The following is a 24,977-nucleotide window of genomic DNA, read 5'->3' as shown; positions in this document are numbered from 1 at the left end:
AGAGTTTTATAAAATGTATTTTAATTTCTTATTGAGTGCAATCAGCAAGTAACTTAAAATTCCAGACAATAAAATTGTTACAAAGGTTAAAGGTGTGGATTCTAATTTAAAAAAATGAAGAATTAAAAAGATAATTAACGGATGTATTAAATAAAGAGCAATAGAATATAATGATATTACTTTACTGTTAAGATTGGATGTTATTTTAAAAGTAAACGCAGCAATCAACAGTGCAGGAGCCAAAAAGATATAGGAAAGATAGGTGTTGAGGATTAGATTGCCTGTTATGTAATAATACGTAATCAAATTTTCTGCAACTAAAAGCATCAAGCTTATAATGACTGCGTTTATGACAAATTTTTTGCTGAGTTTAGTATGATAATTTGTGCGTCTTAATACATAACCAATACTTAAAAGCGGTAATGCGAATAGCAAAAAATTTCGATGTAATGGTGGATAATTAATCAACTTATCTAATGTGGTTTGTTGTGAAAATATATGAAGCTGTCCTAAATATTGAATAGTAATTCCAATCAAAAATAAAATTAACGTACTTACAATTAATATTGTATTTGAAACATTTCGAAGTATATATAGTACTAATCCACCTAAAAGAAGCGCAGCCAAATACCATAAATGATTAAAGCCAAATAAAAATGTCGTAATAATTTTTAATAAATTAAAATCATTTAAAAACACCCAAAAATAAGTGTAAAATAACATCCAAATAAGGTATAATATACCAACACGTTTTAACCATATTCGCATACGATTATTCTTAAATACATTGTATAAAAAGAAACCGTTAACACAGAAAAAAAACGGAACAGCAATTCTAAAAATTCCGTTTGTAATAGTTTGAAAAGCTACTTCGCTATATTCAAATAAAAAACCACAATGTGTACAAATTACGAAAAGCGCTGAGATGACTTTTAAAATATCTAATAGTATGTTTCGCGAAGTTTTATGCAAAAGAGTTATGAATTATGAATACTAAAGATATAGTTTTTCTCCTTTACAACACTTTTCTCTTGAAGAAGTTCAAAGATAAGTCCGTTTTTAATAGCTAACTGTTTTATATATTCTATTTCACAATCTTCAGATAAAATCATCCAAGTATTTGGCGCAATGTATTGAGGTAATTGAGCAAATAATTCTTTGAAATACTCAAAGTTTTCACCACAAAACCAGGCACGTTCTTTATCACTTTGAGGTGCTTTAGGATAATATGGTGGGTTTATAATAATATAATCAAATTGCTTTTCTGAAAGATTTTCAAACAAGTCAGAATACAAAACATCAACATCAAAGTTGTTTTTAGAAGCGGCATCTTTAAGAGCATTAATTGCTATTTTGTTAATATCTGAAGCCGTTACTTTTGCACCTTTAGAAGCTGCAAATAATGAAATAATTCCTGAGCCACAACCAAGCTCTAAAAAGTTTTTGTTTGTTATATTTAGAGGTTTTATATAGTCGAGAAGAATTTTTGTACTTATAGTAAAATGTGGCGGAAATACTTCTGAGCTAATTTCTACTTCAATACCTTCATATGTATAATTTCGATGTTTTAAATGATATGTATCAAATGCTAATTTAGCTATAGGAAATATTATTTTTTTAATTTTTTTAAGCATAAATCTACCTAATTATTCTGAATAAAAACCTTCAATTTCTGGTTGGCGATATTTCCAAATTTTATGTAATACTTTTATTTCGTAGGGAAACTTATACCATCCATATTTAAAACGATAGCCTGAAACTAATTTCAATAACCATTTTTTATAACCTTTAATTCTAAAATCTGAAGCTGTTGGATAATAACCATTTAAAACTGTTTCAAAATTTTGAATTTTGTCAATCATATATGGTTTTAGCCATGGTGTTAAAGGGTTTTTTCTTAAATCGAATTTTTCCCAGCTAGGCTCAATCCATTCTTCTAATTTTGAAGGGAAAGAGAAACCAGCATCTACTATTTGTTGGTAAAGTTCAGATCCTTCTGTTGGTACTGGACTATATAGATAAATAATAATTTCAGCATCAGGATTAATTGATTTGATTTCACGAATAAAATTAATATCCCAAAGGATCTGTTCGTATACTTTTTTTTCATTATCTCCAGGAAGTCCAAGAACAAATGAAAGCTCAGGAATAATATCGACATCTTTCATGCGTTTAACAAAATCTTTAATCATTTGGCCAGATTGCGTGCCTCCTTTATTCATTTGTTTTAATACTTCGTCATTTCCGGTTTCTGCACCTAAAAACATCATGCGGCAACCAGCTTTTCTCATATAACGCAAGTCTTCATCCGAATATTTGTTAATTGTATCAATACGTCCTTCTCCCCACCATTCTATATTATCATCTATTACCAACTTAGAAAATTCCATAACACGTTTTCTAGATGTGAAAAAATTATTATCATGAAACTCTACAGCATCAATATTATATTTTTCTTTAAAATAGGTTAGGTCTTTATAAATTGTAGCTGCCGATTTTGCTTTCCATTTAGCATTATAAATAGGTACAACAGCACAAAAAGAACACGAAAACGGGCATCCCATACTTGAATGATACGCAAAGGTTCTTCTCCCCATAAAAGTTTTTGCTAAATAACGCTCTAGAGGATAAAACGTATTAAAATAAGTATATGGGTATGACGGTAATGAATCTTGATCTAGTAGTTTTTCTTTTACCGTTTGTATAATTTCATCTTCCTCATTTTTATAAATTAAATTACGGACAAATAGTAATTTTTCATCACTTTTCCCTTCAAGAATATCTATTAATTGTGGGAATGCATTATCCCCAGGGCCATTAATAATATAATCTACATAACCAGAATTCATACAGGCTTTGTATTGGTTAGAAGCAAAATAGCCTCCCCAAATATTAATAGAGTCAGGATATAACTGTTTTATTTTTTTAGCATAAGGAATTGCCTGTTTTAGTTGAGGACCAGGCATAACTGTCAAACAAAAGTATTTAAACTCTCCTGTTTTAAAATAACTATCAATGGTTTCCCAAGGATCTGTTTCCATATTGCCATCTACAAAAATATAATCATATTTTCCATGAATAGCAGCGCCAACCTGAATGATAGTATTTGGCAAACGATGCTTCGCTCTAGCACTTCTTGGATTGAATATAATAATCTTATTTCCCATCAATTTTTTTAGTATTATTTAATGATTAAAAAGCACTGCAACATCTACTACATGCAGGCAATAATCCTCCATTTTTAGAAAGTGTTGAACGAAATTTAGACAAAACGTTACTATTCCAAATTTGTTTTAAACTTTTCTCATAAATATTTCCAAGTTCTAAGTTGTAACATCTTCCATGCGAAGGGATTACGCTACCATCTGATTTAATCATCACGTTGGTGAAAACGTCATTGCACATTTTTCCAATCTTTATCTCTGGTTTATGATAAAACTCGTATAATTTTTCTTTAGAAGCAATTTCAGGAGAAAAACTAATTGGAAAATTATACGAAAAGGATTTTATAGTCGCAATTTCATCCCAAAGTAATTCTAAATCAAAATTATCAATATTTACTTCATCCATATTAGACGCAGTAGCAGGATATGAATTTGCCCAAACTTCATTGTGCATATCTGCAATACGCTGTTCTGTATAATTAGAATGCATAAATCCAATTTGTTGTAATGGGTAGTCTTTAAAAAATTCTAAAAACTCAGTTAAATGACCAATATTCCATTCTGTAATCACACAAAAAACCCCAATCGTAGCATTTGGATTGATAGCTAATACAGCTTCAATGCCCTCTACAGCTTTTTGAAATGATTTTTTATGTCCTCTAATTTCGTTATGAATGTCTTGTGGGCCATCTAATGAAATATAAATATCTGTATCTGATACAATACTAGCTTTTTGTCGCAAAGTAAGCGCATTTGTAGTAATAGAAGTACCTACCCCTTTTTGTTTAGCATACTGTAAAGAAGCTTCTAAGTGTGGATACACTAATGGTTCTGTAAACGCATATGCTAATTTTGAAGAAGGATAAGAATCTACCATTTGATCAATAATTTTTTCGATAAGTGGTAATGGCATGTTTATAGGATGAGTCCCTACTAAATTTTGAGCAAAATTTGAATCTAAGCTTTTGGTTCCGACATCGCACATTTTACAATGTAAGTTGCATACATTATTTACTCCCAAAATAATCCAATCTGGTGCAAACAGATAATTATTTGGAAGAAATTTTTTATTAATTTTTTTTAATGTGGCAACACCCATGGTACTTTATTTTTACGTTATTGTAAATCTACGAATCAAACCGCTCAAATTTACATTTAAAATATGCAAAATATACTATCTTGATAAAGTATATGAGAATGCGTTTTATTTTTTAAATTTCGTGCAGTATCTATTTAGAGAGACTGTATATTTGTTTGTGCCAATTTTATATAGAATATATTTTGTTAAAAAAATACATTTTTAAATTACTAAAAAACCTGATTGTTATTTTCGGAATTACATTTGTGTTATTAGAAATTGTATTAGCGATTTATATACGTACTGCTGAAATCAAAATAGAATTACCAACTTATACCTTTCAAAACACCTATGGATTTTGGTTTGATTTGGACGAAAACTTTGGGACACTTCATTTACCAAATAGTGAATATCGACAAAAAAAATATTGCTTTGATGTTATTTACAAATCCAATTCAAAAGGACTTCGTGATATAGAACGTCAAGAATATACAGTGACCAAACGCGTTGTTGCTTTAGGAGATTCATTTACGGAAGGAATTGGTGTGCAATTGGAAGATCGTTTGACGAATCTATTAGAAAAACAAAATAAGATACCACATTTAAATTTTGGATTGGCAGGAAATTTTGGGCCTACGCAATACTTAATGATGTATAAAACACTAGCTAAAAAATATTCACATGAAGCCATTTTATTGGGTGTTTTACCTTCAAATGATTTTATAGATGATGATTATGAGATTAGTTTAAAAGTTGGAGGAGATCGCTATCAACCATTTTTCAAAGGTCATTATCCAAACTATGAATTGGTATACCACACCGACAGTATTAATAAATCAAAAGCAAAACCTGTAAACCATAGTTTTATATATAAGGTTTTAAAAAATTTCACATATTCTTATAATATGTACCGCTATTTGCGTGTAATGAAAGGTATAAAGGCAATTCCGGAAGACCAGTTGTTAGATGAATCAAAAATACCAAGTTATTTTAATTATTCTCAGAAACAATTTAACCGCATGCGATTTTCTATAGAGGAAATAAAAAGATTAGCAGGTGACCGTAAAGTGATGGTATATAGTATTCCAATCTATAAAGAAATTATAGCTTATCGTGAACACGGGAAAAACCCATTAGGAAGAGAATTAAAAGCTATTTGTGATAGTATTAATGTTGAGTACTTAGATTTATTACCGCAAACAGAAAGCTTTACTATTGAACAATGTGAAACTCTATTTTTATCCTGTGACGGGCATTGGAGTGAAGCAGGAAATGCTTTTGCTAAAAAACAGATTGAATCAAATTTTAGTTATTACAAAAATAAATGATATTTATCAGAAAATATCAATATCACTTTACGCTACTTCTTATTTGGCTATTGTTTATTTTGTTAATAAACCCCATAGGAGATTTTCCACTTAATGACGATTGGTGTTATGGTAAATCGGTAAAAACCTTATACAAAGATGGTTATTTAAAACTTTACAATTGGGGAGAGATGACTTTGTTAGCGCATGTTTATTGGGGGACTTTATTTACCAAAGTATTTGGTTTTTCTTTTACAGTATTGAGATGGTCAACTTTAGTTATGGGAGCAGCTTCTATACTTGGAATTTATCAACTCTGTATCTTAATAAATGCGTCAAGAAAAGTAGCGTTTTTAAGTGCTTTAGTGTCTATGGTTAACCCATTGTTCCTTGGGTTGTCATTTTCATTTATGACAGATGTACCATTTTATTGTGTTGTAATTTGGAGTTTTTATTTTTATTTAAAAGCATTACAAGGTAATACATGGAAGCCGTTAATTATTGCAATTCTATTTAGTTGTTGGGCATTACTTATTCGCCAAATAGCATTAGTACTACCATTGGCTTGGTTTTTAACATTCCTTTTTACAAAAAAACTAAACATTAAAAACTTTATTAAGGCTATATTTCCTTTATTGATACTAACTACATTGTATTTTCTATATACTTTTATTATGCAATATTTAGGATTGTTGCAAGAACGATACAATGATAAATTATATAAGTTATTTGAAGCTATTCAGAATCTAAGCCTGAAAAAACTAAATAGTATTTTAATCTATTTTTTAGTTTGTTTGAGTTATGTTGGATTTTTACTATCACCAATGCATTTAGTATATATATTCAAGAACAGGATAAAACCATATATTATTATCATATTTACAATTCTTGGTGCTGGGTATCTTATTTATGTAGGGAAAACAATTCCAACTTTAGATAATGTTTGGATCGATTTAGGTATTGGACCAACAACTATGTACGATCACTATGGGTACTTTAAACTAGCACCAGACATAAAAGCGCCGATGCTACTACGATGGTTCATGACTATTTTAGGAATTTTTTCCAGTGTTGGCTTACTATTTAGTATTAAGACGATTGCTATTAACACCTTACAACGTAAAAAAACAAATGCCATACTTGTTTTTTCAGTTTTATGTATGGTAATATACTTAACCCCATTTTTACTAGTTAGTGTCTACGATAGGTATTTACTTTTTGTTATTCCTATGGTTATTGTAGTATTAGTTTATAAATATCATGAAGTTATCACTATGCGTTTACAAACTATCACTATAGTTTTTACAATATTATTGGGCGTATTTTCGATTGCTGCAACGCATGATTATTTGGCGTGGAATCGTATACGTTGGGAAATACTAAATGAGTTAAAAGATTCAGGTGTAGATGTAGACTATATTCAAGGTGGAGCAGAGTTTACTATTTGGCATCAATTTTCGGAAACTCAAGAAAAATGGTGGGAAAATGTAATTCCCGTATATGCAGTTGTATTTAAACCAGCATCTGGAGTTACTATTTTAAAACGTAAAAATTATAGTCGATGGTTACCAGGTAATAATGATATTTATTTGGTATATGATAAAACGATGGCAAAAAAAATAGAGTAGGTATGCTACAATTGACTTTAGTTATATAATTCTAAAATTTAGAGTAGAAATTTATTAAAAAAAGCGGACTGCTATTTTATTTTTTGAATTAAATAATTGGGATTATTATCTATTATTTTATATCGAGTATTTTTTTTAATTTCTTTAATAAAATCAGAACTCCCAAAATTTAGATGTTTAGCAGAATCATCGATTAAAATAAAACCATTTAATTTTAATTTTGAATCTACATTTTCAAAATCTTTTTTAGTTTGTTCGTAAGAATGATTTCCATCAATATAAGAAAAAGAAATACCTTGATCAATACTAAATGTTCTATTAAAAACATCAGTGAATTTATTATTGTTTTTCCATTTTTTAAAAAAAGTATCAGAAGTTAAGTGACATGTGTATGGTTTTGCATTTGGATGCAATAGATTTGTTGCATTAATAAATGCATTTTTTATATAGGCTACATAATCTATTCTACTCACATCAACTTTACCGTCTATATGATTTTCAATTATTCCTTTATAATCATTAATGCCTTCATAAACCCACGCATCGCAACCTATAAAAAGATGTTTTTTATTATACTTATTCAATAAATGTAACATAACATTGGTGGATAAACCAGCATATGATCCTATTTCAAAAACAATACCATCATTTGGCATATTTTCTATAGCATAGTCCATTAAATATATATTCCCTTCATGTAACATGCCTTCTCCAATAATTGTAGATTTAATCCTTTTAAGAAAAACATCACTTTTAATGGTTTTATATTTTTTTTTTAAAATCATATTGATATTTATGTGACAAGGGTAACCCTTGATATAAGATTATTAAATAAAAGTAATAATTATTTAAATCGTATTACTTTTCTCGATTTATTCATTCTAAACTGTTATAATAATTAATGCTTTATTTTAATATTTTTAAAAAAGAAATCTCCAACAACTTCGTGTCCTTTTACATTGATATGCAAATCTTCGTCCCAGAATACTTTTTCAGTGGCTTGCTCCAAAGGTTGTTTTAAATTATAATTTAAAATATTTTCTGAGCTTAACCAAGATGCGAAATTATTGGTGAGTAATTCGGTAGTTTTAATTTCATCATCATTCAAATCAAATAAGTTTTGAATTTTGGATTTAAATATAGGATTGGTTTCAATTTTAGAAGGTAATAAAGTTACTACCAATTGGATGTTTTCTTGCTTACATATTTTTTTTATTTCTTGCATATATTTTTTTGCAAGTCGTAAAGATTTTTCTTTTTCACTTGGGAAAGAACAAAAATATAAGGTTTGCTCAATTCCTTGAGTAAAAGGAATTGCCTTTTTTTCTGCTTTATAGAATCGTTTTTTTATACGTGTATATGTGTTTTTAAAAACGTTGGTAATATTAGTTCTATCATCTTCAAAAACTGGAGCTTCTCTAAAATCATTTCCTGTAAACACATTGATAATGTACATGTCAGGTTTTAAATGCGTGTATTTTTTTAGGAAACCTAAATAGTTTCTAAAGGTATAATAACCAACACCTCCATTAATACAATTATAATATGAAAGACTATCAGAAGCGTTTAGTTTTTCTTCCCAAATATTTACAAATGATTGTGGGTTATGTTTTAAAACGCCATCAGTATGCGAATCACCTGTAACTAAAATACGGTATTCATTTTGTCGTTTTTCAATAATATCGTTATCCTCTCTAAATCCTAAGTTATTTGTTCTTCGTTCAGTAGTTAATTTTTGTTGAGGTGTTCCCCAATGATCATAAATTTTTATATTAGGAATATGAACAAACATAGCTAAGGAGTCTTTTTGAAGATAGGCTACTTGGTTTGGTCCAGTCATTTCGAAAAATGATTGCATTCTATGTACTGCTATAAAATATGCTATGATACCTACTAATAGTAATAATCCAATAAGAACGTATAAATTAATAAGTAGTAGACGTAATCTTTTCATCAATAGAATTTGAAACAAAGGAACTAAAAATATATAACAATCAAAAAAGGATATAATTATTAAAAGGATATTCTATTGCATAAAATGAATCCTATATTTTGCTTACATTTATACCAAAATACAAGGAAACTATCTAATGATTCTAGATTATTCTAAAAGGACTAAAATGTTGGCAATTGATACTAAAAACTATCAAAATGCTTTACCATATCCACATATAATACTAGATGATTTTTTAGAAACTGAAGCTGCAGAAAAAGCATTGAATGTTTTTCCAAAAATTAAAGATGAAGGTTGGATTCACTATGTACATGTAAATGAAAAAAAACATGGCCTTAATAAACTATCATTAATTCCTGAATTTATTAAAGATGGAATAATAAAAGAATTGAACTCTGTCGAGTTTATTAAATATTTAGAGCGTCTTACTGGAATAAATAATTTATTACCAGATACTACTATTGAAGGCGGAGGAATTCATCAAAGTGAAAAAGGAGGTTATTTAAATATTCATGCTGACTTTACCGTGCATCCACATAAAAAAAATTGGAGACGACGTGTAAATGTTTTAGTTTATTTAAATAAAGATTGGTCAACTTCTTATGGTGGAGCGTTGGAACTATGGCAAAAAGATATGTCTGAATGTGTGGTTAAAATTGAACCCATTTTTAATAGAATCGTTGTCTTTAATACGGATGAAGATTCCTATCACGGTTTTCCAGAACCAATGCAGTGCCCAGATGGTATTACTCGTAAATCAATTGCTTTATATTATTTTACCGAAGAAGAGTCTGGCTCATTTAAGAGAAGAGCTACCAACTACCGTGCGCGTCCAAGTGATGGATTTAAAACTGTTTTTATTTGGATAGATAAAAAAATGATAGCAATATATACTAAACTTAAAGGGGTATTAGGGATTAATGATGACTTTGTTAGTAAAATATTGAATACATTTAGAAGGAAAAAATAAGTTTATCGTTTTTTATTTGATGATAATTTTCAATATCCTATGTATACTATATATAATTACTTATTTAGTAATTAGTTTGTGTGATTTAAACATAATTAACAAAAGCCATTGTGAGATACAAACACTAATTAAAACACCTAAAATCTCATAGGATTCAATTAAAAGAAAAATTAAGCTAATATTTACGAAAAAGCCCAAAAAACTAATGTAGATAATAGTACGTTCTTTATGGTTTTTCATGAGCTCCATAATATTAAATGTATAAAAATAACATGGCAAAGCAATTAATCCACCCACTACATAATATTTGTAGGTAAAACCTAATTTTACAAAACGTTCCATGATTACCCAAATAAAGAAGCCTCCAGTAGCAGTAAGTGGTATCGCTGCTATATATAATTTATATTTAATCTTTTCTAATACTTTACTAGATACACGATAGACATGTTTTGTAAATGGAATAGTAATATATGCCGCTAGTGCTTGTAACATTATAAAAGCAGTTATTAATAGTTGGTATTCAGATAATTGTGATTTTTCTAAGTGTAAATCTACTATGTAAATATCTATTTTTGAAAGAAGCCAACCACTAAGACCAAGAATAAAAAAGGGCAAGCCAGATTTGTATTCTTGTATAGAAATGGTTGCCGAAAAAGGTTCTTTCCAAAAATTTATTTGCACACTTAATAACACTAATTTTATTGTTATTGCTAAAGCATATATTTTTAAAAATGTTTCTAAATTGAATGATTTAAAGTAAAAAAGACTCCCGAAAATAATTACAAAGGCTACAATTTCTGCTAACAATTGCGAACTGAATTTTTGATGATATACCACTAATGTACTTAATGATGAATATATAAATATGAGAATAATAAGTAGTATTGACCAAAAAGCGATTTGTAAAGGGAAAAATAGAAATAGTAATAGAGAAAATGGTAATAATATGCTTCTTGATAAAAAGTTGCTAAAAAAGGCATGATACATTTTGCTTGGTTTTTCGCTATACTTTCGAAGTAAATGATCACGATTACCCCAGCTAAATATAAATGTTATAAAAAAAACCCATAGCATTACATTAATTAAACTTGCCCAATCTTCTTTTCCAAAGATTTTGACACCAAAAACCACTATCAAAAAGTTAAATACAGGACTTGCAAATCCTTGAATAGTATTAATTCCTATGGTTATTAATTTACGCACTGTACAAATTTAAATAAGCATTTATAGTGGCCGATTCTGAATTTAATTCAACACGTTTTTTTTGTCTATTAGGTAATGAAAGTAAGTTTTTACAGGCTTCAATAAGTTCACTTTTGTCATTGCCAATAGTCCATTTTTTAGATGTTTTTGCTATTCCAACATCATAGGATACAAGGTGCATTCCTGAATATAAGGCTTCTAAGAAAACAAACCCAAACGATTCAAAACTACTGGTATGCAATAAGATATTTGATTTTGCCATTGTATTTAAAACTTCACTTCTAGTTAGTTCACCAAGTAAAGTAATTGTATGTTCTAAACCTAAAAGTTTAATCTTTTGTTGTAATTCTTTTTGTAAAGAACCATTACCAATAATTGCAATGTTTAATGTTTTATATGTTTTTGTTATTGTATAAATTATCTCAATAAAATTATTATAATTTTTAATTGTATTTAGTGAGCCAACACCTAAAATATCTATTGTATTATCCTGTAAATCTGGAAAATTTAATGTGTCTATGTGCCATGAAATTATAATTGAAGATAAGTTATGTGTTTCTAATAATTTTGCTTGGTGATTTGGAGAAAGAGAGACTATTTTTGCATTAGAATTAACTAGTTTTTTTGCATATAAATTTTTAATTGAGGCATCTTGCCCCATAACAGTTATAATATGGTTTATGTTATACTTAATAGAAAACCGTTGCCCAATTTGTGAACATTCACCAATCCAAAAACTATGAATAGCATCGATCTTTTTAGTTTTGTGCATTTTTTGAAGTATTCTAAATGCTTTTTCCCATACCAAAAGTTTTTTATAGCGTTTATTTTGCCCATTTAGTGGTATTACTTCAATGCCATACCAATTGTATTTCTTTTTAGAAAAAGGAAACTGAAATGCAAGTATTGTTAAACTGGCATTAGGGATTGTTTTACGTAACGATTTTAAAAATACTTGTAGTGCAGGAATGGTAGTAGAATCGGCTTCAGATTCTGCGAAACCTGGGGTTAAAAAAACGATATGTTGATTTTTATTTTCCATAGTGCCAAATTCTAGCTTAAGTAAAATACAGTCTAAAGATTTTTAGAACTCCATTTTTTATTACTAAATACTAAATCTGTATTTTTTATTAATTCGGGTTTTAAATGTAACTCATTAAAAGAAACTTGAGTGCCATCTGTTTTATATATGTATTCATATGGTTTTAAGTCGTTGAATAAATTAGCGATTTCCTTTCGAATCTTATTTTTAAATAATAGAAAACCAAAAATAGTTTCTAATCTCATCAGTAATTTATTTAAAAAGCCAGAACTAATATGATTATGGTATATGTTTTCATTTAAAAAATGATAGTGGAACGAGACGTATAATGTTGGATAATTACATTTCTTTAAAGCTTTTCCTAAAGTAGGTAAAATTTTAAATTCTGCACCTTCTACATCGATTTTAATAAAATCGACTTTCGTAATATTTTCTTTTTTTAAAAACTCATATAACGAAATCGTTTCTATTTCTAATGAATGTTCTATATCTCGTTTACGTTTTAAAACACTACTAGAAGATTGTCCATATGCTTTTCGAGCAGATAAATGTAGTTTTTGTGCTTTATTATAAATTGCAACTTTGTGAGCTTTTATTTTTTTTGAGATAGATGGGTTTAACGCAATATTAGTTTCTAATTCACTAAAGCAAACAGGATCAGGATCAAGTGCATGAACTTCTTTGGCAATTTTTGCAGAGTATAAGGTTAGAACACCACTCCAAGAACCAATATCTAATACAGTATCGTTTTTATCTATAAAGTAATCAAAAATTGAAAATGTATGTGGTTCCCAATCTATAGAATTTATGTGAGTCCAATAATGCTTATTCTGCCCCGGATCAATTTTAAATGTATGATTTTTAAGCTTAATCTGCATATTTAATAAGTGTCTAAATCTGAATAAGTAAATATAAAATCTTTTAAATTGATTTTTGGGTCAAAGTCCAAATATCCAGCTAGCCAAGATTCTTTAGGTTTAGTAATTGTTTGTAATTGTTTAGCCATTACTGAAGAAGCGTCAACTTGAAAAAGGAACTCTGTAATACCTAAAAAAGAAGCTTTTCGTTTTAATTTTTGAATGGCGTTTTTTAATTCAATATCAGAAGGCGCATAAAATAAACCTATATGCATAATAGCCTGTATTTTTACCCAAAAGACACAGTTTTCAATTTCAATACAATAATGGCTTTTAAAACTATTTTTGTAATTAATAAACTCTTTTGTTAACACTTGTCTATATTTTTCTTTGTGTTCAGAGTTTAATTTTTCTAAATTAGTTTGTGTAATTTTTTTATTAAAAAAGATATCATAAATACTATTATAACCTAGTTTATTTAAGACTTTTGCAATTGGAATTGTATTTATTTTAATATGAAATCGCTGTAAGTGTTCATGTTCTTTCCATCCTAATTTTTTAGTGCTGCGGTAAGTGTTTTCACTATGAAAAGCATAGACATATTTTATGTCATTTTCTATCATAATCTCATAAGCGAGTTTTGCCAATTGATAATGTAATCCTTTGCGTTGATGCTCTGCTAATGTATAAGAATCACAGGCATGAGCAACATATAAATATGTGTCATTATTTGCAAACTTTTGAGGTATAGCTCCATAAAATGCAACTGGAACTTTATCTACATATGCAATACTGCAGATATATTTTATACCTAGATAAGATGTGTCGTATTTATTTTCGAGGTATTTTAAAGATACTTTCTTCTTGAAAACTTTCCAAAAGAGTTCTTTTACAGCTGGAAAATCATTTTTATCAAGTTGTTTAAGACGGTATATCTCTTTGTATAGCATATTAAAAATATGATCCTTTTAATAAACATGCTAACTGTTGTTCTAAGGATATATAAGGATTCATAACAAAACGATTTTTCCACGTTTCATTTTTAGCATCATTTTTAGTATTGTAATCTACTAATAATAATTTTTTAAAGCCTATATCTTCGCAATATTTTGCAGTTTCATGATTATAGTAACCAAATGGAAAAGCAAACTCGGTAATAGGTTGTTCGCAAATTAACTCTAGTTGTTGTTTACTAGTTAAAATTTCACGTTTGGCTTCTTCTAATGGAATGTCGGTTAAACTTACATGTGTTTCTCCATGCGCACCAATTGTAAATAATGGGTTTTTTGAAATCTCTTTAATTTGCTTTTTATTCATTAATTTCCAGTAGTCTTCAAATTGTTTTGGAGGTAAAGCGTTCCAGTCATCATTAAAGATCTCATACATAAGTTTTATTGTATCATAGGGTAATGTTTTGGCAATATTTTTCAAAGACATACCATTGTTTACAAATTCATTTTTATTATTTTTTTTATATGATTTTTGTTCAAAAAACACGTCTTTTTTTTGAGTATTAAAAGAAATTATATCAAGAAAATCTGCCCATAAATAAGGCGCTTTTTTATGTATTGTGGTAATATAAAAACATGCGGGAACGTTATGTTTTTCTAAAATAGGAACTGCGTATTTATAATTATTTAAGTAACCATCATCAAAAGTAATGGCAATATTTAAAGTGTTTTTTTTAAATTTCTTATTGTAGTAATCATCTAATGATATTATATTATAATGCGTTGTGATATATTTTATAAACTCTTCAAAGAATAGTTTTGAAATAAAACGACTATTAAGTTTTGTTTCACCATAACTATCAATACCATGAAAAACCAAAATGCGTTCACCATAACGATTTTTTAATAAAGATTTCCCTAACCCAAGTTTGAATAAAATGGTTTTATAGATTAATCCTAAACGGTATTTTATACGCATCCAAAGCATACTATTCAATTTGATATAATTTCCATCCATCAGGATGTGTTTCTACTATTTTTAATTTATAATTGTTCTGTATAAATTCCCAATTAATCATTGGATTTTTATCTTTCCATTGTACCTTATATCGTAATGGGTCAAAGAGTATTAAATCGTTTGTTATGAAATTTTTATAGCGTTTCATATACATATTTTTGTACTGGAAATCTAAACCACGACCTTGCATAGCCAAATCAAGATCAAAGCTATACAAATTTCTACCTTGATATGGTTTTAGCATTGTAGCGATTTCTTTTTCTATTATAGCTCGAGAAAAAATGGAATGAAATGTAAGGCTCCAAAAAGTTAATTGTAATCCTACACATATAACTCCGATAATAATAATAAAGCGTTTAATAAATTTTATATGCATTAGCTTAATAAAAGCAGGATATAGCAAAATTAAAATAAGAGGAAACACTAATCCAACAACTCTTGGGTTTTGAAATGGTATTCCTGCTATGAAAAGAATATATAATGTACTACAGATTAATAGGGTCTTTTGATGAAAAGGAGATAATATTTTGTAATTTCTTAGCATGATAATGCTTAGAATACTTCCAATAAAAATAAAACCAGGATGAAAAAATAAATATAGCGTATGTATTATGTTAGGGAATAAGTAATATTGTGTACCATCTTGTGTAGTGTAACTAGATTTAAAGTAATTAGCTATTGACCATATTTTTAAAAAATAATTTGAAGTAGCATCAAATAAAGCGCCCCATTGAAGAATTAAAAAAGGAATAGTAGTTGTAAAACTTAATAGTATAGCAATTATAAATTGTTTGTATTTTCTTTGTTTGTAGACTAAATATAAAGCATAAAATATAATAGGTAGCGTAATAAAAAAAGAAGCATACCTTGTCATTAAAGCACAAGTGGTAAATATAAAAACAGGAGTAAGATTTGTACTTTTATAATATGATTTAAAGAAGAAGTAAAACGATAATACAACAAACATTACGGCCAATGCATCAGACATAACAATTAATCCCATTTTTAATAAAAATGGGCAGAAAACAGTGAAAATTAAAACATAGAAAAAATGATATTGGGTTTTTGTGTATAGTAATTTAATTGTTTTAAAAATAAAAATAGAAGTTATAGAAAAACTTACACAACTTATTAGTTGTAATGCTAGGACGTTACCAAAAATAAAACTTAATATGCTTCCCATAAAAGGATATAAAACTGGCCAGAAATAATTGCCAGGATGTGTTCCTTGAGTTATATAATCTTGAGTAGCTATACTATAGCGTAAATACTCATAAGAATCTTGACCATATAAACCATCAAAACCAATTAATTTAAGGGCAAGAAGAAAAACTAATGGAATACAAAATAGAATTGAATTTTTGTAAAAAGAAGTGCTGGTTTTCTGAGATTTCAATACTATTTTTGTTTTGTGTATATAAATATAGTTGTTAAATTGGCTATAGTAAAAAAATACTATTGTTTTTTATACCATACACGTAATTCATCCCAAAAATCATGATTAATGAAAAAAAAGTTATTGTAGTTCTTCCTGCATACAATGCCTCTAGAACATTACAAAAAACCTATGAGGAAATACCTTTTGATATAGTAGATGAAGTGGTATTAGTAGATGACAATAGTACGGATAAAACAATTAAAGTAGCTAAAGCGTTAGGAATAAATAACGTTATAAAGCACGATGAGAATAAGGGGTATGGGGCTAACCAAAAAAGCTGTTACAAAAAAGCGTTATCATTGGGAGGAGATATTGTTATTATGTTACATCCAGATTATCAATATACACCTAAATTAATTCATTCAATGGTGTATTTAATTGCAAATAATGTTTACCCAGTAGTATTAGGCTCTCGAATTTTGGGAAAAGGAGCTTTGTTAGGAGGTATGCCTATGTATAAATATATAGCGAATCGTTTTTTAACTTTATTTCAAAACATTCTCATTAATCAAAAGTTATCAGAATATCATACAGGATTTAGGGCTTTTTCAGCAGAAGTATTAAACTCTTTAACTCTAGAACATAATTCTGACGATTTTATTTTTGACAATCAAATGTTATGTCAAATTTTTAATAAAGGTTATGAAATTGCCGAAATAACATGCCCGACAACTTATTCTAGTGAAAGCTCTTCTATTAATTTTAAAAGAAGTATGATTTATGGTTTAGGAGTATTAAAAATTTCAATTCAATATTTTTTGCACAAAAAGAAACTCATGAGGTTCCAAATCTTTAAATAGTTGAGTATATTTAACAAAAAAACATTTATTTTGAGTAGACATAAGGTCCTTTTATACAATCCGATAGCCGTTTTTTTTGATATGCCATTGGCATTATTAGCTATTGGCTCAATTTTAGACCCAAAAAAATATGAAGTTATTATTGTTGACGGTCGTATTGAAGAAGATCCAATAAAAGTAATTCAAGAGCATATTGATGAAGCGATTTGTTTTGGTGTAACCTCATTAACTGGTAGGCCAATAAGAAATGCCTTAGATGTAACACAAGCGGTTAGAAGCCTACGAGAAGATATTCCTATTATTTGGGGAGGTTGGCATACCTCTTTATTTCCAGAACAAACATTAAAAGACGAGTTATGTATTGATGTTACTGTTCAAGGTCAAGGAGAAGATACATTTAAAGAACTTGTAGAAACTTATGTGGCTAACCAAGATATATCTAAAGTAAAAGGTATATGTTATAGAACTAATACTGGTGATATAATAAAAAACCCGCCAAGAACCATTGTTAAAATGGATGCCTTTGCTGAGGTTAATTATGATTTAATTGATGTAGAAAAATATTTCGAAAAAAAGGGAAGAAGACAGCTTGATTATATATCATCTACAGGTTGCTTTTTTAGATGTAGCTTTTGTGCAGACCCATTTGTTTATAATAGAAAATGGACTGCTATTTCTCCAGAAATAATGGTAAATAAGTTAGAGAAACTTTATAATAAATATAAATTTACCGATGTTAACTTACAAGATGAAACCTATTTTACTTACAGAGATAGAGTTATTGAAATTTCACAATTAATTATTGAGAAGAAATTGAAATTTACCTGGGCAGCAACAATGCGTGCCGATCAAGGATCTAGATTGACTAAAGAAGACTTTAAAATATGTAAAGATTCAGGATTAAGACGTTTATTAATTGGTGTAGAGTCTGGCTCGCAAGAAATGATGGATTGGTTAAAAAAAGATATAAAATTGGAGCATGTATTTATGTGTGCCGAGCGTTGTAGAGATTTAGGTATTGCAGTGCAGTTTCCCTTTATTGTAGGTTTTCCTGAAGAATCAAATAAAAGTATAGTAGAAACTGTAAAAGTAGCGCATCAATTAAATAGTATGCACCCTAATTTTCAAACACCAATATTTTATTTTAAACCTTATCCTGGTACCAAAATTACTGATGATGTTGTAAAAAAAGGATATGTCCTGCCTCAAACAATACAAGAGTGGGCAGATTTTGATTTTGTTGGATCAGTAGGTCCATGGGTTAGTGATGAAAAATACGATTTCTTTGAAAAGTTTAAATTTTATATGAAGTTTGGCTACTCTAAACAAAAAACAATATACAAACCATTGCAAATATTAGCTAAGTTAAGATGTAAGTACAAGTTTTTTAGTTTTCCAATAGAAAAGAAAATGGTAGACATCTTTTTTAAGAAACAGCAATTGGCATAATCATATTATTTCTTTAAACCTTTGTAGATTTTTTCAGAAACTAATTTAGCTCCAGATTCATTAAAATGGAAATCGTCATAAAATGATACTGTAGTTTTTGGAAGATCTTCAATATCTATATATGATATATTGTTTTCTTTACAAGTAGCTATTAAACGCTCATTAAAAGCACGCATTCCGTTGTAAAAAGCTTCGGTGCTATAGAATTTCTTATTGTCTTTAAAACCACTTGTTAGTAGTAATTTTTCATACTTTTCTTCTAAATTAGGCTTCCACATCGTAGCTTGTGTAGTGAAAACCAAATCTATGTTTTTTTCTTTGGCCAATTGGATGATTCTTTCAATGTTTTTTTGATAATGTTCTAAACCCAAAGTTAATGATGGGAGACTATCAACAGTTTCAGATTTTCGTTTTATAGCTTTAATATCATCTGAAGTTTTAGTTAAATATTCTTGGTGAGAAAAATAGAATTTAATCTTTTTTTTTGCTTTGGCCATCAATCTATATACAGTGGATTTTTGACGAAATGAAGATTCTTTACTTGGCGGTGTATGCTGGAAAGCAAACTTTTGTAATTCAGTATCCGAGGAATGTAAATATTGTTCTGAAGAGACTAAATAACCAACAAAATCATTAACACCTAGCATAACCAATACCGTTTCAACATTATTTAATTCTGGCTTATCTAAAATGCGATCTATCTGTAGTATATGATGATTACTACTGTTTCCTGGTCGTCCAAAATTACCAACCCAATATTTGTCTCCTAATTTTTTTTCTAATAAAGCTGTCCAAGTTCGTTCTTGTGATAATGCAAAACAAGCGGTAGTACTTCCTCCAAAAACAGCTATTTTATGTTCTTTGTTTTCTATATTAGAAATAGACCGTGCGCCAAGTGCATCAAATGCAATTTCTGAATCTCCTTGAATGCCTTCTATTTCATCAGGATTAATTATCCAAGTAAAACCAGAATTTGGAGTCATTGTAAAATAATCGTCTGGAAATATTTTTAGAGCAGAAAGAATGATTTCTGCGAATACTATTAAAATTACTAAAACAAGTCCGGATAAGGCAAGTTTTTTTAAAAAAGACAAGGATAAGTATTTCATAAATTAGTTTTTTAAAAATTGATATACTTTTTCTGCAACAATTTCGGCTCCAGATTCATTAAAATGCATATCATCATAAAAAATAGTTTGATTTTTTGGTAATTGTAAGTCAATATACTCTGTATTAGTTTGAATGCATACTTTGATCAAGCGTTTATTGAAAATAGTCATAATTTTATTTAAAGCTTCACCTGTATACAAAGGTGTTTTATTATAATGAGCTCTTGCAGCAAGTAAGGTTTTATATTTATCTGATAAGTTTTTTTGCCAAAGCGTAGGCTGTGTTATAAAAATTACTGAAATATCTCGTTTTTGTGCTTCTCTTATAATTTTTTTTAAATTATTTTCATAATGATTTAAACCATCTGTTAAATCCGGAAGTTTAGTAATTGGTTCTGTTTCGCTCACATACGTTTCTAAATAATCAAGAGGTCTTCTAGGTTGGGAATGAAAGAGAATTCTCTGCCTTGCTTTTTTTGCCAGTTTGAATAATGTTAGTCTTTTTAAGAAAGGTAATTCTGAATTTGGGATATGGCCAAAAGCACTTTTTTTAACTAGTATATCAGGCATATGCATATACTTGTCTTTAGAGATTAAGTAGCCTCGACAATCGTTTACACCAACTAACATCAATACTACTTTTGTATCTTTTAACTCGGGCTTGTCTAGAATATGTTGAAATTGAAATACATGGTGATTACTACTATTTCCGCTTCTAGCAAAATTACCAACCCAATAAGTGTCTCCTAGTTTTTTATCAAGTAAAGCAGTCCAAGTTTTTTCTTGAGTTAATACAGAACAGATTGTTGTGCTTCCTCCAATAGCAACAATCTTATTAGTTGCTTTTGAGTAATCTGAAACAGATCGTGAACCTAGAGCATCGTATGATATCTCATAAAACCCCGAAATACCATCTATTTTACTTGGGTTTTCACTATACTTATTGCTTGCATTTGGTGTATTAGTATAATAATCGTTAGGAAATATTTTTAGCCAAGAAAGCACTATTTCTGCTATAACTAATAAAAGAACAAAAACAAGTCCTGAAAAGGCTAGTCTTTTTAAGAGTCTTGTTTGTAAATACTTCATGAGGTAAATTTATAAATCTTTAATAATGTTTTATTTGGTGTAACGAAACCAAGAAAAGGGGGAATCTTTTTTACCTAATAATTTATTAATAATACTTCTTTGATATTTGTATAATACATCAAAATTTGAAACATATTTTATTTCATGGTGATGATAATTTGCAGCCATTTCTGGAAAACCAAGTGTTGTATAATAGTCTAAGGTTCTATTTCCAGCTTCTATAATTTTATGCGATGCATAAAAAGGACTGTCAATAATATGAATTTCTCCTTTAGGTTTTAAAAACGATTGTAATGTTTGGAATAATTCTTTAAAATCTGGAAAATATTGTACGCTTCCATTTAATGTTATGATGTCAAATTGTTTTGAAAAAGAATCGATTTCAAAAATGTTTCCATACACAAATTGTAAGTTTGAATACTTAAAAATTCGTGAGGCTTGTTCTAATTCTTCAGTATTGACATCTAAACCAATAATGTGATTTTTTTTAGAGACAAGAGCCATTTCTTTAGAAAACCAACCGTTTCCACAACCAATATCTAAAATGATTTGTGGTTGTTGTTTTGTTTCTAGATAGTATGTAAATCGTGTTGTCGATTTTTGGCGTAATTTCCATTCTTTAGCGTGTACATTTTGTATGGATGTATACGGAAGATTACTAATTTCTTCATCTGTAAAAAGGCGTTGTTCTTTTTCTCGAACAGCAATGTACATATTAGAAAATTGCGATTGTACTGTGGTTAAATACAATACATTATTTGCTTTATGTAGCGCATTAATTTCCATGCGTTTTGTATAATTTCATTCCAGTTTGCGCTACTATAGATTTTGTTTTAAGCTTTAAAGATTTTAAAATACTTTTGTTTTTTCCTTTTAATAACTCCTTATTAAAATTGACTTCATTTACTATACGTCGAACTGCAAAATCATAAAATTTCTTAGGATAAGTTCTCTTAAAATCAATATCTCTATCTGTAGATGTTTCCCAGTTTGGTTGTACTATTATTTTTTCTTCTATTTCATTGTATAGAGATGTTCCTTTTATTGGATATGCTATTGTAATAGTAAAGTGTGTTGGATTTGCAGCTTTAAGATAGTTTATGGTTTCATTAATATCTTGTTCGTCTTCACCAGGGTAACCTACCATAATAAAAGTTCCAGTTTCTATATCTAAAGCATTTGTTTTTTGAATAGCAGTTTTTACTACATCTACGTCTACACGACGGTCCATAGCATCTATTATTTTTTGAGAACCACTTTCTGCACCAATCCAGATTCTAAAGCAGCCAGCTTCTTTTAAAAGTTGTAATATCTCATCGTTTAATCTTTCGGCTCTAGTAATACATTCAAAAGGAATAATAGCGCCTTGTTTTATTACTTCTTCATGAAATTTTTCTATCCATTTATGGCTAACACTAAATACATCGTCTACAAACCAAATACTATCTGGTTTGTAGGTATTTTTTAGCATAAGTAATTCTGCTGCTACCATATCCGGAGGACGTCTTCTGTAACTTTGTCCATATACAGCCGTACTACACCATTTGCATGTGTATGGACATCCACGTTGTGTACTTACTGTCATTGAACTTTGTCCATGATGTGTTTTCCAAGTCTCTAAATATTTCTCTACAGGAATGGCAGCTCTGTTTGGCAGAGGTAATTCTTTAAGACTTTTCATTCGCATGCGTGGAGGCGTTTTTTTTAAATTACCATCTTTTAAATAAGCAATACCGTCAATTTCACTATAGTCATTATTATTAATTATGGCAGTGTATAATTCTAACATAGTTTGTTCACCTTCTCCAATAATTAAAAAATCGACTCCAGTGTTTAAATAGTTCTCACAGTTGTATGTTATATCTGGGCCACCTAATATAATTTTTGGAAATCCATATTTTGGGTCTTCATTTAAAGTTTTTACCAGTTTTATAACATTAATCTTAGTCATTAAATTGGTGTAAATGGCAAGGGCTTTAGGTTGTTTTTTAGCAATAAAATCAAGTTGTTCTTCTTTAGAGTAAAATGTAGAGTCATACACATGATTTTCTACCTCATTTTCATTTAAATAAGATGATATATATAATAACCCAAGTGGGGCATAGGGCCGCATGATTAATTGTTCTTTTGGGTCTTCAAATAAATAATAGGTATGTGTAAGTACAATACTCATTAAACTTATATCTGTTGCTCGTTTTTTGTTAATTCAATTAAAAAATGATCTGCATATTTTGCCCAAAAAGCTCCTGTAAATAAAGCATCAATGCCTTTAAAAATAGATAATAGTGGTTTTTTAGCCAAAATAGAATTTTCAAGATATGAAGGCGGAATAGCCAGACCGATAGGTTTTACAGTTTTTAATGTGTATAATCCATTTGTTAAAGATACAATATCTTCAGCATTGTAATACCATGTCTCTATACCAACACCATCAACATTTGCTATAACACTTTTTGTTGTATTTCTTCTTTTCGCTTTTTTTAAGTTTCCTTTTAACGAAAAATATAATCTTTCCCAAAGGCAATTTTTAGGCATAATAACTAATATTAATTTACCATTTGTATTTAGTAAGTTGATAGATTCTTTTAAGAATGTATTTAATTGTTCTTTTGACAAACAGTTTAGTCCTCCAAAGTTAGAAAAGATAATGTCAAATTTATTTGAGAATGAAGCTTTGGAAATTAAATTAATATCTAATGTGCTAAAACTAACATTTTTAGGGTGAGGTTTGTTATTTGCAATTTCAATCATCCCTTTAGAGATATCTGTTGCAATTACATTATGCCCTAGGTTTCCAAACTGTATGGCATCTTCACCTGTACCGCAGTTTAATTCTAAAATAGATAATTTCTTTTTTTGTTTTAATAATGGAGTGATGTGTTTATATACACGATTACGTTGCGCTTTACCAATATTAGAAAAGGTAAAAATAGTATCGTATTGACTTGATGCTATGTCAAAATCAGCTTTCATTTATATATTAGAAATTATTAGTGTGCCTCTTTGGTATTTTGTTAAATCTTCAAGATTAACATTAGAATCATATTTATTTAAAATATCTTGATGGATTAATTCAGGCCTTAATTCTTTTCTTAGTTTATAATTTTCACCTATAAAATCAATTACTTTTAAATTATATTTTTTACATAATTCAATATAGTATATATAAGACAATCTATTAGTATATGCTATAGAATTTCCTGCCCAAAATCTCCAAAATCGATTTGAATATTTTAAGAAATTAAATTCAGATATTGTTTTATCTTGAAAAAAACCAGGATTGGTAAAGTGATCTATAAAATTAATAGTATGTACACAAAACTGACCTTTACTAATTGTCTCTTTTGTGAATTTAAATAATTTATTTAATGTTTTGGGTGTAATATGCTCTAGTACAACTTGGGAAGATATATAGTCAATTTGTTTGTGTTCTTTAAGTATGTCTTCAAACGTATAAGGGGCGATATATTTTATGTTTAATAACTTAAGAAGTGTTTCTAATGTGTTACTTTCTTTAATTTTATTTATCCTATTTATTACTTCTATCTTTGTATAGATACTATTAGAGTATATTAATTTAAGAATTTCCGGGTGATCTAAATATTCCTTTTGTTTTTTATATGTTGAAACGCGTACGTCTTTAGTGATATCAATAGTTATTATTTTTTGAAATCCAAGTAGCGATAACACAATAGCAGAAATTAATGAATAGCCAGTTCCTATTTCTAATGCTGTTTTCTTTAAAGAAAGGTCTATGTTACAATAACTAAATTTTCTTATGCATTCATGTGTTTGGTATAAAGTAGTATTGTAATTGTATTTTTTGTTTAAAGTAGCTGGAATATGATTTAAATTATCTCCTAACTTTGTAGCGGATAAAACTTTTTGAAGTAAGGCTTTAATTTTCCAATTCATAAACCT

23 protein-coding genes are annotated in these 24,977 nt (G+C 28.6%); 5 read left to right on the top strand and 18 right to left on the bottom strand.

All coding sequences use genetic code 11. The features are described 5' to 3' along the window. Window positions 1-6 precede the first annotated feature (6 nt). The 4 genes from Q0997_RS08810 to Q0997_RS08795 are packed head-to-tail and all read right to left on the bottom strand — an operon-like array spanning window position 7 to window position 4,263. Window positions 7-972, bottom strand: coding sequence for an acyltransferase (locus tag Q0997_RS08810; RefSeq protein ID WP_299887547.1), 966 nt, complete (start codon window positions 970-972; stop codon window positions 7-9). Window positions 973-977: 5 nt separating this feature from the next. Beyond that, window positions 978-1,634, bottom strand: coding sequence for a methyltransferase (locus tag Q0997_RS08805; protein ID WP_299887544.1), 657 nt, complete (start codon window positions 1,632-1,634; stop codon window positions 978-980). Window positions 1,635-1,646: 12 nt separating this feature from the next. Further along, window positions 1,647-3,167 carry a radical SAM protein gene (locus tag Q0997_RS08800; RefSeq protein WP_299887541.1) on the bottom strand — a complete coding sequence of 507 codons (1,521 nt, stop codon included), beginning with the start codon at window positions 3,165-3,167 and terminating at the stop codon, window positions 1,647-1,649. 25 nt (window positions 3,168-3,192) lie between these two features. Next, window positions 3,193-4,263, bottom strand: coding sequence for a radical SAM protein (locus Q0997_RS08795; protein ID WP_299887538.1), 1,071 nt, complete (start codon window positions 4,261-4,263; stop codon window positions 3,193-3,195). A gap of 245 nt (window positions 4,264-4,508) precedes the next feature. Here Q0997_RS08795 and Q0997_RS08790 point away from each other — a divergent pair, with 245 nt between their 5' ends. Both Q0997_RS08790 and Q0997_RS08785 read left to right on the top strand, forming a co-directional pair. Then, entirely contained in the window at window positions 4,509-5,570 is a 1,062-nt protein-coding gene (locus Q0997_RS08790; protein WP_299887536.1) for a hypothetical protein, read from the top strand. Next, window positions 5,567-7,177 carry a glycosyltransferase family 39 protein gene (locus Q0997_RS08785; protein WP_299887533.1) on the top strand — a complete coding sequence of 537 codons (1,611 nt, stop codon included), beginning with the start codon at window positions 5,567-5,569 and terminating at the stop codon, window positions 7,175-7,177. Before Q0997_RS08790 ends, Q0997_RS08785 begins: the two co-directional genes overlap by 4 nt. A gap of 71 nt (window positions 7,178-7,248) precedes the next feature. Here the strand turns inward: Q0997_RS08785 and Q0997_RS08780 are convergent, their stop codons facing one another. After that, window positions 7,249-7,962, bottom strand: a complete 714-nt coding sequence (locus tag Q0997_RS08780) for a class I SAM-dependent methyltransferase (RefSeq protein ID WP_299887530.1) — start codon at window positions 7,960-7,962, stop codon at window positions 7,249-7,251. Window positions 7,963-8,075: 113 nt separating this feature from the next. Then, window positions 8,076-9,131 carry an SGNH/GDSL hydrolase family protein gene (locus tag Q0997_RS08775; RefSeq protein ID WP_299887527.1) on the bottom strand — a complete coding sequence of 352 codons (1,056 nt, stop codon included), beginning with the start codon at window positions 9,129-9,131 and terminating at the stop codon, window positions 8,076-8,078. A gap of 136 nt (window positions 9,132-9,267) precedes the next feature. On the opposite strand from Q0997_RS08775, the gene Q0997_RS08770 reads away from it, so the two are divergent. Further along, window positions 9,268-10,101 (top strand): 2OG-Fe(II) oxygenase, encoded by an 834-nt coding sequence (locus tag Q0997_RS08770; protein ID WP_299887524.1) that lies wholly within the window; start codon window positions 9,268-9,270, stop codon window positions 10,099-10,101. Between the two features lie 60 nt (window positions 10,102-10,161). Here Q0997_RS08770 and Q0997_RS08765 read toward each other — a convergent pair whose 3' ends face one another. The 6 genes from Q0997_RS08765 to Q0997_RS08740 are packed head-to-tail and all read right to left on the bottom strand — an operon-like array spanning window position 10,162 to window position 16,567. After that, on the bottom strand, window positions 10,162-11,304 hold the full coding sequence (locus Q0997_RS08765) for a hypothetical protein (RefSeq protein WP_299887521.1): 1,143 nt from the start codon (window positions 11,302-11,304) through the stop codon (window positions 10,162-10,164). Then, window positions 11,297-12,346 (bottom strand): glycosyltransferase, encoded by a 1,050-nt coding sequence (locus tag Q0997_RS08760; protein WP_299887518.1) that lies wholly within the window; start codon window positions 12,344-12,346, stop codon window positions 11,297-11,299. Before Q0997_RS08760 ends, Q0997_RS08765 begins: the two co-directional genes overlap by 8 nt. A 32-nt stretch (window positions 12,347-12,378) precedes the next feature. Continuing rightward, on the bottom strand, window positions 12,379-13,224 hold the full coding sequence (locus Q0997_RS08755) for an FkbM family methyltransferase (protein ID WP_299887515.1): 846 nt from the start codon (window positions 13,222-13,224) through the stop codon (window positions 12,379-12,381). Between the two features lie 2 nt (window positions 13,225-13,226). Next, window positions 13,227-14,153 (bottom strand): GNAT family N-acetyltransferase, encoded by a 927-nt coding sequence (locus Q0997_RS08750; RefSeq protein ID WP_299887512.1) that lies wholly within the window; start codon window positions 14,151-14,153, stop codon window positions 13,227-13,229. A 1-nt stretch (window position 14,154) separates the two neighbouring features. Next, window positions 14,155-15,171 (bottom strand): polysaccharide deacetylase family protein, encoded by a 1,017-nt coding sequence (locus Q0997_RS08745; protein ID WP_299887510.1) that lies wholly within the window; start codon window positions 15,169-15,171, stop codon window positions 14,155-14,157. After that, window positions 15,143-16,567, bottom strand: coding sequence for a hypothetical protein (locus Q0997_RS08740; protein WP_299887507.1), 1,425 nt, complete (start codon window positions 16,565-16,567; stop codon window positions 15,143-15,145). The genes Q0997_RS08745 and Q0997_RS08740 overlap by 29 nt, the downstream gene beginning before the upstream one ends. Before the next feature lie 101 nt (window positions 16,568-16,668). Here Q0997_RS08740 and Q0997_RS08735 point away from each other — a divergent pair, with 101 nt between their 5' ends. Together Q0997_RS08735 and Q0997_RS08730 are read left to right on the top strand one after the other, a co-directional pair. Then, window positions 16,669-17,409: a glycosyltransferase family 2 protein gene (locus Q0997_RS08735; protein WP_299887505.1), complete on the top strand. Its 741-nt coding sequence runs from the start codon at window positions 16,669-16,671 to the stop codon at window positions 17,407-17,409. 30 nt (window positions 17,410-17,439) lie between these two features. Beyond that, window positions 17,440-18,858 (top strand): radical SAM protein, encoded by a 1,419-nt coding sequence (locus Q0997_RS08730; protein WP_299887502.1) that lies wholly within the window; start codon window positions 17,440-17,442, stop codon window positions 18,856-18,858. Window positions 18,859-18,863: 5 nt separating this feature from the next. Here the strand turns inward: Q0997_RS08730 and Q0997_RS08725 are convergent, their stop codons facing one another. From Q0997_RS08725 to Q0997_RS08700, 6 genes are read right to left on the bottom strand one after another with little or no spacing between them, the layout of a single operon-like run. Continuing rightward, entirely contained in the window at window positions 18,864-19,967 is a 1,104-nt protein-coding gene (locus Q0997_RS08725; RefSeq protein WP_299887499.1) for an SGNH/GDSL hydrolase family protein, read from the bottom strand. A 3-nt stretch (window positions 19,968-19,970) separates the two neighbouring features. Then, entirely contained in the window at window positions 19,971-21,056 is a 1,086-nt protein-coding gene (locus tag Q0997_RS08720; RefSeq protein ID WP_299887496.1) for a GDSL-type esterase/lipase family protein, read from the bottom strand. Window positions 21,057-21,086: 30 nt separating this feature from the next. Further along, a complete protein-coding gene (locus tag Q0997_RS08715; RefSeq protein ID WP_299887493.1) occupies window positions 21,087-21,842 on the bottom strand; it encodes a bifunctional 2-polyprenyl-6-hydroxyphenol methylase/3-demethylubiquinol 3-O-methyltransferase UbiG in 756 nt (251 codons plus the stop codon). Beyond that, window positions 21,832-23,229: a radical SAM protein gene (locus Q0997_RS08710; protein ID WP_299887490.1), complete on the bottom strand. Its 1,398-nt coding sequence runs from the start codon at window positions 23,227-23,229 to the stop codon at window positions 21,832-21,834. The genes Q0997_RS08715 and Q0997_RS08710 overlap by 11 nt, the downstream gene beginning before the upstream one ends. Window positions 23,230-23,234: 5 nt before the next feature. After that, the gene (locus Q0997_RS08705; protein WP_299887487.1) at window positions 23,235-24,029 is read right to left on the bottom strand and encodes a bifunctional 2-polyprenyl-6-hydroxyphenol methylase/3-demethylubiquinol 3-O-methyltransferase UbiG; all 795 of its coding nucleotides are present in this window, start codon (window positions 24,027-24,029) and stop codon (window positions 23,235-23,237) included. Then, a complete protein-coding gene (locus tag Q0997_RS08700; RefSeq protein ID WP_299887485.1) occupies window positions 24,030-24,971 on the bottom strand; it encodes a hypothetical protein in 942 nt (313 codons plus the stop codon). Window positions 24,972-24,977: the final 6 nt, after the last annotated feature.

Origin of the sequence: uncultured Lacinutrix sp. (genome assembly GCF_947500325.1) — a bacterium.
Classification (GTDB): domain Bacteria; phylum Bacteroidota; class Bacteroidia; order Flavobacteriales; family Flavobacteriaceae; genus Lacinutrix.
This window is presented reverse-complemented; position numbering and strand designations above follow the sequence as displayed.